Below are 15,557 nucleotides of genomic sequence, written 5' to 3' on the forward strand. Positions count from 1 at the left end.
ATCCGGGGTTTATCCAATAAGTCAGTCCTTGTAGCGCAGAACGTCGGTTAAGAAGGGGAGATAGCGCGGAAGGGTGTCGTGTCGTGACGCCTCACCCCAAAGGTGATGGAGGATTTCGTCGTCACCGGTGTAGACAGCCGCATGATTCGGCACGTCGTTAGCGCTTCGGATTTTCATCAACAGCACATCGCCTACCTGCAAATCTGCGGCGCGGCCCACCGAATAGAATCCGGCTTCCTTGTAGTGCTGCGTGTACAGGTCCGACACTCCATCCTTCCACCACTCTCCAGAGCGGGAAAAGTCCGGCAGAGCTACGCCGCGAACTTGCTTGTAGTAGCGCCGAATGAGGCCGTAGCAATCATTCGTGCCGTGAGAGAATTCACAGCCGACTAGCGGGGCGTCATAGCCGCTTGGTGAGAACTTGCACCAATCGTCTACCGCGATGCTGCCGTCCGCCTGGACTCCAAGGCTCACGATGATCCATTGCGGAACACCGCCATCTTCGCAGGCTGTTAGGTCTGCTTGGCTGGGTTGAGCGCTTGCGCCAGGATGGGAATGTACGATCGCCTGAATCGGGCCGATATCCTCTGCCGCCGCGTATTCCTCGGGAGCAATTTCGAAAGCCTCGCGAGGCGTAGGCGATGTGTTGCGGCATGGAATGTATTTTCCGGAAACGATGAGGCCGCAGCACTCGTCCGGATACTGCGCAAGGGCATGTCTAGCGATGTCCTCGTGCAGCCGTGAATCGATCATAGTCCTCCGTTTCTTCCTGCTGACGGGTAGCCGCCCCAGGGCAACACGGCGTTCTGTCCGAATCTGCACTTGCAACCGGAAAGCCGTTTGCTGCAAACATCAAGGGCGGGGTCGTCTACTGGGTTGTTGTTCCTATCGAAGAACGTTACGCCCGTCCAGCTACAGCCGGACACGGGGTCTCGATAGTCGAACGTGCAGAGAGTCGCGGTAACTTGCCGCGCGGGTAGCTGAACACCGGAGAAGTCGAGAGCGGATGCGAGCCGGAACGAGACACTTACCGGCGTCTCCTCCGTGCGTTGCTCGATTCGCCATACCTCAACAGCGGTGTATTCGGATGCGTCGGCGGTTGCGGCTCCGTCGAGATACTGCTCAAGCGTCCAGAGCCTGCGCACGACTGCGCCGACCATATCAGCAAACGCGATACAGAGGGCGGAGATAGACCCGTCAACGTTGGATACGGTGAGAGTGGGCGAAGGCTGGCTCTGCGACCCGGTGCGAGCGAAGCCGGATGCAGTGATGGGCCAAGGTGTGTAGTCGTTACCACCCCACTTGATAGGCCCGGATTGGAGGTGTGCGTGGAACCGCAGTACATCGCCGCCGAGGGGCGTTAGGTCCACTTCGTATAGTTCGACGCGCGCGCCGATACTGCTCGATTGGACATCTGCGGCAATTGTCATGCGTTGGCCTGCTCCAACGCTGACACGCGCGCGGCCAACTCCTTCACTGCCTCAAGAATAGGGCCAATCAAGGATGTGTAGTTGACGGCCAAGTACACCGACTCGTCAAAAGAGGAAGGTAATTGGGTGACTGCGTAGGGAAACGCCGGCTGTACCTCCTGCGCGATTACACCATATTGCTTTTCGCCACTTGCCTTAAGCGTGTATTCCACTCCCCGTAACTGGCACAAGCGATGTAGCGCGTTCTCGATGGTCTCCACATCGTCCTTAAGGCGCGAATCTGAACCTTGCGCAATGGCCCCCGCAACCATGACGTTCCCGTTATCGTCGCAAGTGAACAATTCCCGGTTATACGCGCGGTTAACGATGCGCAGGTGCGTGCCGAAGGGGTTATATATCGTCGGGAGGTTATCACCGCTGATCGCTATGATGGGCTGCGGTACGCCATTGCTGTCCTTCCCGTAGATCGCCGTTCCATTATTGACGATGATGGCCGGACAATAGAGGTTGCCCGTCATTGCCGTGCTGCCATTTAGCGGAAGAAAGCTAGCGGGATTGAAGTTACCGGAGTCCCATGCTACATAGCCGCTGAACGTCGGGCGTTTAGAGAATGCCACGGCACCGGTTGCGCGCGAGATTTGGAAAGGGGTATCGATCCAGGTGCCGTTATCCGAGTAACGGCTAATGAAGAAGTCGGACCCAGTGTTAGAACCATTCTCGATTGCGCTAGTGACCCCGTTGGCCCATCGCAGCGACGCCCCGGAGTTGTATAGTACTTGGCGATAGTTCCCAGCCGCTGCACCGATCGATAGGTTTACGCTGCCGGTCGCAGCCGATACGGACGCAGCCGAACAAGATACGGAGCCGGTTACAGCGAGGTTGCCAGAGACCTGCTCATTAGGACCGGCTGAGCGCCCCCGCATAAGGACCGACCAAGAGCTAGCCCCATCAGTAGCGACCAGCAATGTCTCATACGCGCCCAGAGCAACCGCATTTGCGAACGAGTCGCCCGTGGCCGGGGCGTGCGTAATCGTGAAGGCGCTCGCGTTAACGAGGAGAATTACGCCGTCCGCGACGCATGTACTAGCTTTCGGCCATGTGAGAGCCGCTGCAGCGGACGGACGGAGAACTACGCGTTTGCCTACGTAGGTACTATCCAAGGCGACGGTGTTGGTAGTTACTGGCGCAGATGAAACAAGCGCCGCTTGCGTGGCCAGTACATCAACGTTTGCGTTTACCTTGACGTTGCCTGATCGGACGGTATCGCCGTCCCTTCCATCTGGGGCGGTGCCAAGGTTGATCTTCTGCAATACGGGCAAGTCTTAGAAAACCTCCTGAAATGTTGCGGTGAGTGTCCATACGTTGCCGCCTTCCGGATGTCGCGCGATGCCTTGCGAGTCGCAGACGAACAGGCCTTTTGCACGACGAGGCGGCGTCCATTCAAAGCGCTGCGCGCCGCGAGTGGCTTTGAGGAACACATAGATAGCGTCGATAGTCTCCGCGTCGTTTCGGAATGTGACGGGCCACACGTCGGCCGCGTTATTGATTCCGTTCGGTGCGCGCTGGCTATAACCGTCCCCGAACTGGGCGACAAGCACATCGAATTTCGTTGTGCCGGTCACATCCAGCAGCGGGGACCATGTGAATACTGGGTAAGCCAACGTCAGATTTGCCCGTACTTCATTTGATAGGCGAAGCCCCCTTGTTCGCGCATGCGTTGCTCCATTCGAATATCAATCCAAGACTGCACGTACTGCTGTAGGTCTTTCGCGTCTTGCTCGGACAACCCGCCCCCGCCGTGGTTGTTCACCTGGACAGAAACCGGAGAGGAACCGCCAGAAGCGGCGGGAGAGGGCGCGAGCTTCGCGGCAATACCACCTGTCGCGAAGTGCGCCATGTGCCCGGAGTTGATAGCCTCAAGCAGGCTACGGTACTTCTTTGTAGACGCGGCATTGATGACGAACTCGCCATTCGAGAGCATCGCGGGAATGCTGTCACTGGTCGTTGTGCCTGGGCCAGCGATGGGGCCGCCGCCCGCACGATGCAGCACGGGGCCGCCCTCGCTAAAGAACGAGAAGGCACTAGCCATACCTTTGAAGATGCCAATTTCCGCTTGTCGTAAGGCGATCTTTGCGAGGTCCGCGAGAACAGACGTAGCGAACGAACTAAAGCTAGCCTTACCCGTGGTGATGAACGTATCGAGCGCGTTACTCACGGAATCAAAGCCGCTACGGAACCCGCTTACGATTGCTTCCGCTGTCGTTTGCGACGAACCTACGAGGTCCGCATATCCCTTTTTGAATTGCTCACCGAACGATTCTCGGATCGAGCGTTGGCGCTGTAGGTTCTCCTCGAACGCTTCCGTTTGCTTCCGGTAGCTATCGCCCGCAATGACCAGCTTCTCTTGATACTCTTTCTGGTCCGCATTTGGACTACTGTACTGTTCGTTAAGCGATGCAATCTTGCGTTCGAATTGGTCACGGAGAGCGGCCCGCGCGTCGTACGCGGCCTTCTCATCCGCCAGCATGTTCCGCGTGTTGAACGTGTCCGCGTACTGGTTGAGTTGCGCGCCGAGTGCCGTAGTCTCCTGCATCGAGAACTTCGCTACGTTCGCCGCACGCTGGGCCTGATATTTCGCCAGTGCGTCCGTTAGGTCCGCGTCGATCTTCTTCCGCTCCTCCGCGAGTCGGAGGTATTCGGCGTTAGCAGTCTCGTAGGTGGACTTCTCTTTCTTCGCTGACGCGATGTCCGCCCGCTGTTTGGCGTTTGCGATCTGCTGATCGAGTGCCTTTGCCTGGATGTCGTGGAGGCGCTGGAAGTACGTTTCCGAATCCATCAGCCCTGCATCGCGTTGCGCTTTGAGGGATGCCTCCGAGCGTTTCGCCTCCGCCTCAATCAGTCGGTTCATGCCGGCGAGGCGAGCAAGTTCCGCATTGAGTCCGCCTTCGCTGGCGTGCTTGCGGTTCTTGTTCGCGTACGACTCGTTGATCTGCGCTACGTTATCCTGGTGCCGCTTGAGTGCTTCCGTATACTTCGCGGAATTTTTGTCCAGGTCGCGCGTGGCATTCGCGAACGCCTCGTTTTCCTGCTGTAGCTCTAGGCTGTGCTTCTGCTTCGAATTCGCGTACTTGTCCGAGCGGAGGTATTCACCAACCCGAACGGCAGCGTCGCCGCCTTTCGCTGCACCCTCGCGCGATTGCCGCATCTTTTCTTCGGCGTCCAACTGACCCCGGAGGGCGTTGAGCTTCGCAAGTTCTACCGCGAGTTCCCGCTTATTCGCGTCGATCACTGAGGCTGATACGGCGGCCTTATTGCCGTGCGTTGTCGCTTGGTCCTGAATGGTCTTTTGCAGGTTGGCGACTACTTCCGTCTGCGCGCGCAGTTTCTCGATAGTTCCGGCCGGCGTGCCGATGTTCATAACAGCGGCGGAGTAGTGCTTGACCGTCGCGATTAGCGAGTTCCACCAGCGCTGTACTACGCCGATGTTCTGCGTTGCATTTGATGCGAAGGCGTCGTGGGAGCCGGCGAGGTCACGAAGGATTGCCTTGTACGCCGCCGCCTTGTCGCCAGCCTTAACGTAGTTCTCAATTTCCTCGATCTGGGCGGCGTTGAATGTGTGGTGTGCCTTCTGATACTCGGATACCCACTTAAGCAGGTCGTCCTGAATCTTGGCGATCGACTCTGCGGCCTTGTCGAAGCCGATACCGATATCCGACGACATCGCAAGCGCGGCTTTCGTGGCGAGCGCGAGACTATCGCCCGTAACAGCGCCGGTAGACGCGACCGCCGCCATTGCTTCGCGCACGTCACTAAGGGAAGTGTGCGTGTCGCGGAGGCGGTTCGACATGAGCACCATTTGCTCCGTCGTCATGCCAAGGTATCCGCCCGTGGCCGTGATCGCCTTGTTGAACTGCTGCGCCGATTCGTAGCCCGCGTAGACCTGCTTGGCAAACAGGAATGCCGCACCGGCCGCAGCAGTAAGCCCCATGCCGAGCGGAGACATAATCAGGCTCAGTGCGTCGGATGCCTCAGCCATCACCAGCATGGACCCGGCGAACCGCTTCCACTGACCTTGTGACGCTTCGTGCGCGAGAACGAGCATTTCGCGGCGCGCGGCGGAGTTGTTGATACTGAATGAGTGCGCCGCATGTGCGGCTTGTTGGATCGCCGCCGCTTGGGCGGAGAACGCTTGCGTAACACCGCGCGCGGCGGCCTGCTGATTGAGCATTTCCAACCGCGTCTTACCTGCTGTCGCTTGGAGGCGGTCGTACTGGTCTACGAGTTTCTTTGCTTCGCGTGCGGTGAGGTTGTAGCCGTTGCTGGCGGCTTCCTGCATCGCGCGTTGTACGGCTTCTTGCTTGCGCCGTACTTCTTCCTGTGACGCGTTTAACTGCGCGTTCGCCGCACGGAGTTGGCCGATACCCGCCTGTGCGCCGGAGGCATCAACCGAATAGCGTACGGTTACGTTATTGTTGCTGCCGCTCACGGACCTCCTTTCTTGTTCAGTGCCGCAAGGATGGTGTCGCGCGACCGATCTACGGCGCGCTGCTTAACGGCTTCGAAGGCAGGTCGAACGAAGGGATGTGCAGGCATGCGCGAGTTGCCACCCTCCAGCATTGCCGCGAGGGTTTTACGTGCCAGTTTGCCGCCGGTTTTCCAGCGTGATTTCGTGTCGCCTACGAACAGCGCGAGATAGGTTGCGTTCAGACCCGCCGTGCTGTTCTCGCGGTCGTAGGTGACGGTCAAACCGGACGCTAGGTCGCCGGACTCGCGCGGGACACGAACCGCGATTTCGTTCTTGATTTCTGTGACGCCTGCCGCTGCGGCTTGACGCAACACGGATTCCGAAACGGTCGTATCGAGCGCGGCAATTTCGTTAGCCAGTGCGTCCGGGTTGTCTACGGAGTACGATTTTCCGCGTGCCATTCTTTTTTAGCTCCGCAAGGTTGACCCCGAAAACGGATGCCGCGATGTCCTCTGCGCTGCGAGTCGGCTCCGCCACTTTGGGCGTGCTGATCCACGGCATGAATTGACTCGGCAAGAGCGGGGGCGTGTTAGGTGTTCTGTTTACGTTGGCGATAACGCTCGCGATGGTTCCGGCGCGAAGGTCTGCGATGCGGTCTCCAAATGGTTCGATGGAGAAATACGCGATCCACTCGCCAAACTCCGCACTGGATACTTCGGCCTGAGCGCGCCGCACAGACATACCGAGTTCTTTAGCCAGCCGGAACCACATCAAGCGTTCCGGGCTGGCCCTTAGTTTTTTGCGGCTTCTGCCTCTGCTGCTGCACCAATGTTGTTGATCCGCATGGACACGGCGGCCATTTCCGCAACAGCCGTTGCACGCGATTCCTTGAGGGCGGCGACGTCATCGAGGGTGAACATCGGACGATCCTGGTCATCAACGACCGTCGAGACCACGATAAGCGCCTCAAAGCGTGCGTTGCTAAAGTCGTCGCCCATATTCCGGGTCATCGATTCGCGTGCGTCGCCTGACAGTTCCTTGAAGCGAAGTTTTGCGCCGCCGAGAGCTTTAATCGGCTCCTCATGGATGGCCGGGGCGATAGCTGCGAAGATTTGTTCTTTGTTCATGTGTTATTGGCAGCTTTCGCAGCCTTCCTCAAAGTTGCAGACGGTGGGAGCGGGCGCGGATTGCGCCTCACGAATTAGCCGGTTGATTACCGGTACGGCGTTCGCTTGGACTTCCTCCATAGCGAGCCGTACCAGTTCGTCTATGCGATCACGCACCGACTGTGACAGTGATATCGCCGGTAATTTCGAGGTTGACCGCGCCGGTAACAACCTGATCGACCTTGGCCGAGATGGGGAAGTCCTTCACGAACGCACTAAATTCCAGCGTGGAACCATCCGAGAGGGTCGCGCGGAAGTCGATGGACGTGCCGGCCTTCTTCGCAGCCAGGAGGGCGGAGTGCGAAGGCTCTTTAAGGTTCGTATTGATGGTGAGCGTTACTTGGCCCCAGTCTTGGAGGCCGAGCCGCTTCTCTTTCGCTTTGCTGTCCAGGTCGGTAACGTCGATGACGTTTGCCGCGCCGTTGAAGCCGGAAAGGTCCGTAAGGTTTTTGACTTTCGCCCATACAGGCGCACCGGTCGTTGCGGTGTTGTATTCGAGCTTGGTACCCTGGGCGTTGATTGCCGTCGATACGGTGTTTTCTGCCATTAAACCTCAGTGTTGTAGGTGATGGAGAAGTCCAGAGACGACCCATAAAGGAGCGTGTCGGATTCGAAGTTGCTGATTGGGCCGCCGATGGGGACAGCCTTAGTTTGCGGATTCACCAAGGCTCGCTTTACTTGCCGCATTAGCTGCGCGGCGTCTTTACGCGTCTTGGCCCACACGCTGATCTGAACGCGTGCGTTTTCGGTGTCCGGTAGTTCGTTGTCCAGACCCGTGAAGTCCTGCCCGCCGACCACTTGATATGTGATCCACGGAGCCGGAGTTTTTGCTGGCGCAACGTCGGGATAGACTTGACCGGAGGCGAGCGCGGCGAGTGCCTTGTAGACAATCGACTCAACCATCGTTCGCGTTCTCAGTGCAAACGAGGTCCGTGTACTCGCGAGATGCCACGTTAGGCAGGACGGACGCGACATTGAAGATGACACCCTGAGCTACGGCGCGATCGCCATTGGTCACATCGTTGCGATAGCGAATGCGGATGCTGGCGGAGCCGATGTCTACCGACGTGCCGCCCGTGATGCGCTCTTTCCCGTTTAGCTGGAGGACTGCGCCCCAGACGGACGCGTATTCCGTCCAGGCGTTAATCTCCTGTCCGGTATCAGGATCGCGACCAGACGTGCGACGCTGTAAGGACACCTTGTTACGGAGCGTCCCGGCGCGGACGCCGGTTACGACGCGCCGTGTTGGGCGGCTGGGAATGTTTCTCACGCTAGGGCCGGGTCGCGGTCCCGCATGAGGAGCGATTGGACTGCGGGGCCAATCGGATCGTTAGCCCCTTCGCGATCCTCGTAGAGAGAGGCGAGGACCAAGAGAACGGCGGTGCGAACACGCGGCGGCACGGTGTCCGCTGTGTACGCTGCTGCCTCGACCGTTTTGAGGTAGCCCACGACGATATCGCTAGCTGCGGAGACGAGGCTTGTCAGTTCGTCGTCGCTGTCAGTGTCGGTGATCCGCAGTTGTGCTTTTGCTTGCGCGAGGGTGATTAGGTCACTCATCGGCCGTAGCGGCTTCCTCCTCTGGCGGTTGTTGTTCTGGATCGGTGGGCTTGTCGGTTGGTCGCGCAGCCTCGTCGGGCGGCTTGCGCCCTGCGAGAGCGGAAAGAGCGTAGTTCTGTTGCTGCATGTACGGCGTATCGCCGCCTTCCTTCGGCGCGAGACCCTGCCGTGCGCGTGCCTCGTTCGGGGCCATGATCCCCGCACCTACCGATTGCGCGTTGGCCGACAGCATTGCGGCTTCGTCCATTCGCATAAGGCCGGACGTATCAAACTTGAATCCGACTGTATCTGGGACACCGAATGCGTCGTCTAGCAGTAACTCGATAGCCTCAAGATAGGCTTGCAGACAGTCGGAGTAGTACATTGCCTCGTAGATGGCTGAACTATTCGCGGTACGCGATCCGGTATCCAAGCCGATCTTATGGCCGGGTACGTGGAAGCAGCGGGCGACATCCTGTGCAGTCCATTGGAGGTGTTCGACGGTTTGCGCATCGGAACCCGTCATCGTCATGGGGTTGTACACAAGGCCGTCACCGGCAACCAGCGTGCCGCCAGCACCCATACCGCTGTACTCGTCCATCTGCTTCTTAAGCCGCTGGGCGGTCGGTTCCGAGATTGCACCCGGAGCGGACAGCACGCCGGAAGGACGGGCCGCATTGGAGAAGAACGCGGCGGAGTTGTTCGTGATGCTGCTAGCGAGAACGGCAGACCCGGCGCACGCCGCAATCGGCGTCATGCCGACGAGCGGATGCCACGACGTAATACCTCGATCATGGATGATGTCTCGCGCGGGAACCACGAACGTCTCCAGCGGCGTGACCATAAGCGGGGACATCGTGACCTGATAGAAGATCGACCCATCAGGCGCAACGAGCGGAACAACGTACTTGGGGTTTAGTACGTCCATTGAGACGATGCCGCCCATACTGTTCCGGTTGAGAAGAACGTAGGTATTGCCGTGCGTCAGCTTGCTTGCGAGCCACGCCTTAACGAACTGCTGTCGCGTTTGATAGTGGTTCGGTTTGCGTAGTACGGTCGTGAAGCGCGGCGCGCTGGATTCGAGCCATACGCCGTCAGTCAACTTGACGTACTTGATACGCAACTTCGAAACGTCTGACGAGATGAGGTCCACACACGCGAACACGGCCGAGCTAGCCAACATTCCGTCGCGAGTGTTGAGAGCCTGGTTCTTTTGCCATGCGCCAGGGTACGGCTCGCGGATGAACCCATTAGAACCGGGCGCACCGATTGCCGATGCACCAACAGACGCGGCGGGACGCTTCTTGAACTTGAGCGCCTTGGTTACGTCCCAGCCGAATACCCTCATTCAGCGTCCTTGGACTTGGGGCGGCCGGGTTTAGGTGCGAGCTTTACCCAACCGAGCGCAATCAGAAAATCTGCCTCCGGCTTCGGGATTGCTCGTTTTTCGCCTTCTTTGATAGAAGGGTGCAACGGCGCATCCCGGAGGGCCTGCACCGTGACGAATTGGGCCATAGCCCTCCGAGTTGGTAAGCGTTGAACGGGACGCCCCGCAGGCTGCGGGGCAAGATGGATTACGGCGTGACGGTCGAGCCGTAGGTAGCGCCCGTGATGACGTTGGCCGCGAGGTTGCGGCGCTTCTGCCAGTTGATGAACTGACCGATGCGAACAGCGACCATGTTGTTTTGGAACATCGAAACCGGGGCCGTCGTAGCATTCTCCGGATCGCTGTCCATGATGATCGATGCCTCACGCGTAATGTCGATCTGCGGACCTGCATCTTCCGAGAGGTACACCTCGTCCGGAATCAGGAACACGATTTGATCGCCGGGGCAGTTGTTCGACGTGATTACCGGATAGTTCTCCAGCGTACCGCCATCCTTGCTGATGTCCGGGAAGTATTTCGCACCCAGAGCGTTACGCATTGCACCGATTGCCTGCGCGCGTGCCGGCGACATGACCAGGAGAGCGCGCGACAGGTCCAGGTTAGCTGCGATTGCCGGAGCGGTAAGGGTCTGGATGTCCGCGATGAGGTGAAGCGCCTCGTTGCCGCTCGCCTTCACGCCGCCTACACCGTTGAGCATGCCGGCCGGCGAGACGTTCGCGACGGCTGCGCCGCTCCCGATGAACGTACGGTCCAGACCTTGCGCGGTTGCCTTGAGCAAATCTGCCTGCACCAGCGCTTCTGCGGCCGGATTCGAAAAGCGGATGAGTTCGTCGGAGAACGCGGCGATAGCGTAGACCTTGGCCCACGTCAGGAAGATGGCATTGAACTTTGCCGACGTGACCGGGACCGGCTTGGCTTCACCGACCCAACCGACCGTCGTACCGCCGTTCTGTCCCGCGATACGTACATTAAACGGAACCTTGCGGAGATTCAGCCGACCGAGGATGGTTTGCGGATACAGCAGTTCGATGAAATCGCCTGCGTACGTTTCCGGATAAATCAGGTTGCCAGCCCATTCCGCTACCTGCGTCGAGCCTGCGGAGACTGCCGCTTTGACAATACCGTTGACCACGGCATCATCCTTGTAATGCTCCTCTGCGAGCATCTTTGCAACTGCGAGGTTGCCGTTAGCCTTCGCGAGGACCATTGCGGTACGCGTGAATGCCGAACCCTTCGGCGCATTGGTCTCGACCGACACGGCGGACTTTGCAGTGACCTTGATATCGTTCTCTTGCTTCGGGACGGCGACCGCACGCGCGGCGAGCGACTTTTCCGTTTCCTTGAGCGCGTCCAGTTGCTTCTGGTCGGCCTTGAGAGCTTCGTTGATGCCGTCGATTTCTGCGAACTGTTCCGCAGTGAGGGCGACGCCTTCCGTTGCCGACTTAACGACCGTGGTATCCCGCTTCTCCACTGCCGCCGCCATCTTCTCTTGAAGTGCCTTGATTTGTTGTGCCAGAGTCATACGTAATCCTTAGTAAGTGGGGTAAAAAAAGGGCTTGAGCGCGGCCCGTGGCGCGGTTTCGATTGCTTTGGTGGTTGCCGCGTCGGTCGGCGGGTCTGCTTGATTGCCTTTGGCGTTACCCTCTGGCGTGGTCGGAGCGGTGTCCGGAATTTCTGAAAGGCTCTTGAACGCGGTAATGAGCGCTTCGGGATTGCACGGAATGGCAGTGAGCGATAGCTCGGAGATGTCCGCCTTCTTGTAGTGCATGCCCCCGTCGTCCTTGTAGGCGTACTCGGTAGGGCGGAAGCGAATAGAGACGCCTTTGATAAGGCCGCTCTTGACGCTGTGCCACGCCTCGTCGGTGCGGCGCTTCACCTCGCCTTCCTCGTCTACCTTCGGAATCTGCGCGCGGAACGGGAGACCCTTTGCGGTCGGCGTACCGAATTGAACGGTGCCTACCGGTTGATCGATCTTGTGATTGAGGAGGAGGGGTGTTTCTTTCTGGAACGTGAGGCCCAGAGGCTCAACCACGTCGTTTACTCTGTCCGCTGTCGGCGTTGAGGCAATCCCTTCAAACACACGGGAGTCCTCATTTACTGACTTGATGACGACAGCGGAGAACAGCTTGTTGTCTATTCAGACCTCACAGAACGAAGAATTGATAGGTGCGCTCCGGCTCGACATCACTTGCCGCGAGAACCGTTGCCCCAAATGCCATACCCATAGCGACAAGACCATCGATTCGGCCGGTCGCCTTCTGCTTATCCAACTTCCGGTTTCCGGATGGGTCTCTGTTGACGATTGCGTTGGCTGCGCACATCGTGAGGACCGGCGTAGAGCCGTGCGCAATGCGGCCGTTGACTAGTTCCACCTCAAGCGCGTCGAGTGCCGGGGAGAAGTCCTTGAAGCCTTGCCCGTGTGGAACGAGGGGCAACCGGCCGCCTTCCTTAGCGGATGTGTCGGCGTCTACGCCGATGTCGGAGAATTCCTTTTTGAGGAGGTCAATACGCCACCGGTCGTAGGCGATGGAATGCAGATTCAACCCGGCGCAAATATCCGCGATGTCGCGGGCGACGTACTCGTAATCGACGGAGCGGCCGGGAGTGGTCCGAATGAACCCCCCGCGCGCCCATACGTCGTACGGTGCGCGGTCTCGCTTGGCGCGGTCCTTGATGCCCTCAGCGGGCGTCCAGAAATACGCGTGTGTCTGCCACACGCCGTCCATGCGTCCGATTAGGACGAGGGAGGTAAGGTCAGTGCGTGCCGAAAGGTCCAGGCCGCCGAATACTTGCGTGCCGGGTTCGAACTCCATCGGCTGCGCGCCGCACGACTTCCACACATCCCGCGAGATGAACGGCGCTACCGTAGACACTCGCTGATTGAGAATCAGGTTGCGGAACGTGTTTTCCACGGACGGCATGCGGACGGCTTGCTTTGCCTGCTCCTCTACGTCCTTCTCGGAGCGGAACACGCCAAGGGCCGGGTTAGCTGCTTTCCATGCTTCCCGGTCCAGTAGCTCTGCATCCTGATGCGCCGCGTATAGACGACATACGATGTGCGGGTCGTTGCTTTTCAGTGCGTCATCGATCCAGACCGACAGCAAATCCGCATCGTTAGCGGCTTGCGTGCTGATCGCGACTAGGAGCGGTTCGGCATGTGCGCCCTGAGAGGTCGTTACCGCGTCGATGAAGTCGTCTTGCGGGCCGCGAATCTGGCCGATCTCGTCCAGGATCGCGAGGACCGGGGAGAGGCCGTGAGTCGTCTTGGCCTCTGCGGACAGTGCCTTGTATTCGACGTTGAGCGGCAGGCCGACAAGCTTCTTTGCCGATGGGTTGATCCGGACGAGGGGAGCAATCTCCGTCGATAGTTGGACCATCTTGGCCGCGAGGTTGAACACAAGAGCGGCTTGGTCGCGGGACATGGCCCCCGAGACAATTTGACTGTTGAGCTTTGCCTCTGGCCCAATGAGGTGCGCGAGGAGGATGCAGGCAATAACCGCGCTCTTACCGTTCTTGCGGGCAATGCTCAGGTAGGCGCGGCGCGTGCCGTGCGGGTTATCGTAGATCGAGAGGATGAACTCTCGTTGGAACTCCTCGAAGCGGATCGGCTGGCCGACGAGCGCACCCTCCGGAACACGGAGGTAACGCTCACAGAACGCAATTACGCGCTCGCCGCGAGTCTGGGGGATGGTCTGCTTGAGTGGGCCGGGGCTTACTGGGTCGCGGACTCTCAATGCGTCAGACCGGGGATTAGCCCGTCGTCTGCTTGGGATGCGTTCAGGACGGCTCCGCGTGCTGCTTGTTCTGCGCCGAGCTTCTTACCGGCGTCTTGGCTGCGGCCTACGGTCGCCTCTGCGTGGACGTGGAGAGCGCGAGATAGAGCTACAGCGCGGCGGGTAAGTGTCTCGAGAAGGTTGTGCTTCGGGTTCACTACCGGCGTACCGCGCGCGTTCTCCAGAATGTCCCCTTCGTCCTCAAGTTCGAGACTGAGGCGGGAGATATCAGCTTGGGTGCGGGCCAGATTTGCCGCAAGGGCTAAGTCGGCGTTGTTCCAGGTCGTAGCCGCTCGGGCCTGTACGATCGCATCCCAGTACGGCCAATCATCATCACGTAAGCGGATATGGTCAGGCGGCTTCATCGGGCCGGCCGCTGCGGCCTGCGTCGCAGCTACGGCAGTCGTAGTGCTATCGGAGCGAGTTCTCATAGTGGTTTGCTACTTGTAGAATGTGCTGGACACGGGGAGGGCCAATGGGAATTGAACGACCGCTACAGGACTTGGAAGATGCACGGGCGCATTTGCAGGAGATGCGCGACGCGCCGACCTTTCCCGCGTTTGACCGTGCTTGGGTAAGTGTTCTTGCTGACTTGTCACGCGCTTGGCATCGGACGCAAAGCTGCGTGAAGCCGCACCCAGAGGTGAAAGCCCATAAGACGATGCGCGATGCGCTCGCACTAATCGGCGACGGTGGGGATGACCTGCTTGTCTATCTGAGGATGGCCCGAAATGCGCGAGAGCACGGATTGGTGGACATCACTCGGCATGAACCGGGTAGCCTCGCAATCAATCCTCCGAAGGGCGCGACAGGTCTCTACATCCGGCACTTGGAATTCAAGGCCGGGCGAGTGATGTTGGATGCCCCGATGGGTGCAGAAGTGCTATTTCGGCCAGGGCGGGTCATTCCCGCTACTTTTATCGCGTTCGGTAAGGAGTATTACCCGCCTCTGTATCACCTGGGAAAGCCGGTAGACGGCTTCGATGCAATAGCACTGGCAGAAGCGGGCATCGCTTACTACGACGGGGTGATTCGTGAGGTAGGGCAATTACTGGCCGCTGTGGAGACAGCCTAATATTGGGCTACGCGTGTACGCGTGCGCGCACAACGAAGACTTATGGGCTGTTTAGAGCGATTCCAGGCCGGTCCCTGAGAGCTAGGGCGTTATCGGCGGAAATTTTTGCAGTTAGCGATATTTCGACACTGACCCGCCGGTGTCGGCGGAAAAGGCTTCCGCAAATCACCACACCCCCGCCTGCATCACATGCGGGATAGTCTGTCAATAGAAAATCGCAGGAATTTGATATTTATTTTCGGATGTGAGCATCACTGATAGCTCACTGTGGTTATCACTGAGTCAGGCACTGTAGCTACACTGAATAGCCACTGAGGAGACTAGATATTCCAATGATGGGAGCTATCCACTGGCAATCCATCTACTGAGCTACCAGACTTGATGACATAACGTCTATCTGTAGCTGTTTTCTTTTTATGGCAGTCTACGCAGAGCAATTGCATATTCGCATCATCATTAGTTCCACCATCCTCTAAAGAGATGATGTGATCTACTTCGCCTATGCGTACTGCTATTCCGCATCGCTGGCAAATATAGTTATCCCTAAGCCTAATGCGTCTGCGTTGATTAACGCCTGCTTCGCCTCTAAGGCGAGAACTCTTAGTGATCTTCTGGATAGCTCAATCTCCTCGCTCGCTTCGCTCGCTCGGATAGAACTACCGTGCGTATTCGTGGAATGAACAGGGTTCGCCTTGCACGTACCTGGGGCATCATTGGCGGCTAGC

Annotated in this window: 19 protein-coding genes; 1 reads left to right on the forward strand and 18 read right to left on the reverse strand. The window is 58.6% G+C overall.

Annotation, left to right across the window (positions count from 1 at the left end):
- Positions 1–21: 21 nt before the first annotated feature.
- The 17 genes from QZM72_RS15610 to QZM72_RS15690 all read right to left on the reverse strand — a co-directional run bounded on the left by QZM72_RS15610 (position 22) and on the right by QZM72_RS15690 (position 14,122).
- Complete coding sequence (locus tag QZM72_RS15610; RefSeq protein WP_301738672.1) at positions 22–750, reverse strand: C40 family peptidase; 729 nt, start codon at positions 748–750, stop codon at positions 22–24.
- Positions 750–1,430, reverse strand: coding sequence for a phage minor tail protein L (locus tag QZM72_RS15615; protein WP_301738591.1), 681 nt, complete (start codon positions 1,428–1,430; stop codon positions 750–752). The genes QZM72_RS15610 and QZM72_RS15615 overlap by 1 nt, the downstream gene beginning before the upstream one ends.
- Positions 1,427–1,948 carry a tail fiber domain-containing protein gene (locus QZM72_RS15620; protein ID WP_301738592.1) on the reverse strand — a complete coding sequence of 174 codons (522 nt, stop codon included), beginning with the start codon at positions 1,946–1,948 and terminating at the stop codon, positions 1,427–1,429. Before QZM72_RS15620 ends, QZM72_RS15615 begins: the two co-directional genes overlap by 4 nt.
- Positions 1,949–2,752: 804 nt before the next feature.
- A complete protein-coding gene (locus tag QZM72_RS15625; protein WP_301738593.1) occupies positions 2,753–3,091 on the reverse strand; it encodes a phage tail protein in 339 nt (112 codons plus the stop codon).
- A gap of 2 nt (positions 3,092–3,093) precedes the next feature.
- Positions 3,094–5,916: a phage tail length tape measure family protein gene (locus QZM72_RS15630; RefSeq protein WP_301738594.1), complete on the reverse strand. Its 2,823-nt coding sequence runs from the start codon at positions 5,914–5,916 to the stop codon at positions 3,094–3,096.
- Positions 5,913–6,356 carry a hypothetical protein gene (locus QZM72_RS15635; protein WP_081066078.1) on the reverse strand — a complete coding sequence of 148 codons (444 nt, stop codon included), beginning with the start codon at positions 6,354–6,356 and terminating at the stop codon, positions 5,913–5,915. The genes QZM72_RS15630 and QZM72_RS15635 overlap by 4 nt, the downstream gene beginning before the upstream one ends.
- 330 nt (positions 6,357–6,686) lie before the next feature.
- Complete coding sequence (locus QZM72_RS15640; protein WP_301738596.1) at positions 6,687–7,022, reverse strand: hypothetical protein; 336 nt, start codon at positions 7,020–7,022, stop codon at positions 6,687–6,689.
- A gap of 148 nt (positions 7,023–7,170) precedes the next feature.
- On the reverse strand, positions 7,171–7,608 hold the full coding sequence (locus QZM72_RS15645; protein ID WP_059466490.1) for a phage tail tube protein: 438 nt from the start codon (positions 7,606–7,608) through the stop codon (positions 7,171–7,173).
- Complete coding sequence (locus tag QZM72_RS15650) at positions 7,608–7,964, reverse strand: DUF3168 domain-containing protein (protein ID WP_301738597.1); 357 nt, start codon at positions 7,962–7,964, stop codon at positions 7,608–7,610. The genes QZM72_RS15645 and QZM72_RS15650 overlap by 1 nt, the downstream gene beginning before the upstream one ends.
- The gene (locus QZM72_RS15655; RefSeq protein WP_367620034.1) at positions 7,957–8,331 is read right to left on the reverse strand and encodes a phage head closure protein; all 375 of its coding nucleotides are present in this window, start codon (positions 8,329–8,331) and stop codon (positions 7,957–7,959) included. The genes QZM72_RS15650 and QZM72_RS15655 overlap by 8 nt, the downstream gene beginning before the upstream one ends.
- Positions 8,328–8,618, reverse strand: coding sequence for a head-tail connector protein (locus QZM72_RS15660; protein WP_301738598.1), 291 nt, complete (start codon positions 8,616–8,618; stop codon positions 8,328–8,330). The genes QZM72_RS15655 and QZM72_RS15660 overlap by 4 nt, the downstream gene beginning before the upstream one ends.
- Positions 8,611–9,945, reverse strand: coding sequence for a phage portal protein (locus tag QZM72_RS15665; protein ID WP_301738599.1), 1,335 nt, complete (start codon positions 9,943–9,945; stop codon positions 8,611–8,613). Before QZM72_RS15665 ends, QZM72_RS15660 begins: the two co-directional genes overlap by 8 nt.
- Positions 9,942–10,112, reverse strand: a complete 171-nt coding sequence (locus tag QZM72_RS15670; protein ID WP_154233168.1) for a hypothetical protein — start codon at positions 10,110–10,112, stop codon at positions 9,942–9,944. Before QZM72_RS15670 ends, QZM72_RS15665 begins: the two co-directional genes overlap by 4 nt.
- Positions 10,113–10,171: 59 nt before the next feature.
- Complete coding sequence (locus tag QZM72_RS15675) at positions 10,172–11,506, reverse strand: phage major capsid protein (protein ID WP_301738600.1); 1,335 nt, start codon at positions 11,504–11,506, stop codon at positions 10,172–10,174.
- A 9-nt stretch (positions 11,507–11,515) separates the two neighbouring features.
- Positions 11,516–12,064 (reverse strand): HK97 family phage prohead protease, encoded by a 549-nt coding sequence (locus QZM72_RS15680; protein WP_249212240.1) that lies wholly within the window; start codon positions 12,062–12,064, stop codon positions 11,516–11,518.
- A 64-nt stretch (positions 12,065–12,128) separates the two neighbouring features.
- Positions 12,129–13,718: a terminase large subunit gene (locus QZM72_RS15685; protein ID WP_301738601.1), complete on the reverse strand. Its 1,590-nt coding sequence runs from the start codon at positions 13,716–13,718 to the stop codon at positions 12,129–12,131.
- Positions 13,715–14,122, reverse strand: coding sequence for a TerS protein (locus tag QZM72_RS15690; RefSeq protein ID WP_301738602.1), 408 nt, complete (start codon positions 14,120–14,122; stop codon positions 13,715–13,717). The genes QZM72_RS15685 and QZM72_RS15690 overlap by 4 nt, the downstream gene beginning before the upstream one ends.
- A 110-nt stretch (positions 14,123–14,232) precedes the next feature.
- Here QZM72_RS15690 and QZM72_RS15695 point away from each other — a divergent pair, with 110 nt between their 5' ends.
- Positions 14,233–14,832: a hypothetical protein gene (locus tag QZM72_RS15695; RefSeq protein ID WP_301738603.1), complete on the forward strand. Its 600-nt coding sequence runs from the start codon at positions 14,233–14,235 to the stop codon at positions 14,830–14,832.
- Positions 14,833–15,152: 320 nt separating this feature from the next.
- Here QZM72_RS15695 and QZM72_RS35655 read toward each other — a convergent pair whose 3' ends face one another.
- Positions 15,153–15,449, reverse strand: a complete 297-nt coding sequence (locus QZM72_RS35655; RefSeq protein WP_367620036.1) for an HNH endonuclease — start codon at positions 15,447–15,449, stop codon at positions 15,153–15,155.
- Between the last annotated feature and the right edge of the window lie 108 nt (positions 15,450–15,557).

It is taken from the genome of Burkholderia sp. AU45388 (assembly GCF_030481585.1).
In the GTDB taxonomy this organism is placed as follows: Bacteria; Pseudomonadota; Gammaproteobacteria; order Burkholderiales; family Burkholderiaceae; genus Burkholderia; species Burkholderia sola.

What these genes read in the sequence shown, in the direction of transcription:
- QZM72_RS15670 (WP_154233168.1), bottom strand. Translation starts at nt 10,112, where the DNA reads ATGGCCCAATTCGTCACGGTGCAGGCCCTCCGGGATGCGCCGTTGCAC.
- QZM72_RS15695 (WP_301738603.1), top strand. Translation starts at nt 14,233, where the DNA reads ATGGGAATTGAACGACCGCTACAGGACTTGGAAGATGCACGGGCGCAT.
- QZM72_RS15620 (WP_301738592.1), bottom strand. Translation starts at nt 1,948, where the DNA reads ATGACGGGCAACCTCTATTGTCCGGCCATCATCGTCAATAATGGAACG.
- QZM72_RS15660 (WP_301738598.1), bottom strand. Translation starts at nt 8,618, where the DNA reads ATGAGTGACCTAATCACCCTCGCGCAAGCAAAAGCACAACTGCGGATC.
- QZM72_RS15665 (WP_301738599.1), bottom strand. Translation starts at nt 9,945, where the DNA reads ATGAGGGTATTCGGCTGGGACGTAACCAAGGCGCTCAAGTTCAAGAAG.
- QZM72_RS15645 (WP_059466490.1), bottom strand. Translation starts at nt 7,608, where the DNA reads ATGGCAGAAAACACCGTATCGACGGCAATCAACGCCCAGGGTACCAAG.
- QZM72_RS15650 (WP_301738597.1), bottom strand. Translation starts at nt 7,964, where the DNA reads ATGGTTGAGTCGATTGTCTACAAGGCACTCGCCGCGCTCGCCTCCGGT.
- QZM72_RS15635 (WP_081066078.1), bottom strand. Translation starts at nt 6,356, where the DNA reads ATGGCACGCGGAAAATCGTACTCCGTAGACAACCCGGACGCACTGGCT.
- QZM72_RS15640 (WP_301738596.1), bottom strand. Translation starts at nt 7,022, where the DNA reads ATGAACAAAGAACAAATCTTCGCAGCTATCGCCCCGGCCATCCATGAG.
- QZM72_RS15615 (WP_301738591.1), bottom strand. Translation starts at nt 1,430, where the DNA reads ATGACAATTGCCGCAGATGTCCAATCGAGCAGTATCGGCGCGCGCGTC.
- QZM72_RS15690 (WP_301738602.1), bottom strand. Translation starts at nt 14,122, where the DNA reads ATGAAGCCGCCTGACCATATCCGCTTACGTGATGATGATTGGCCGTAC.
- QZM72_RS15675 (WP_301738600.1), bottom strand. Translation starts at nt 11,506, where the DNA reads ATGACTCTGGCACAACAAATCAAGGCACTTCAAGAGAAGATGGCGGCG.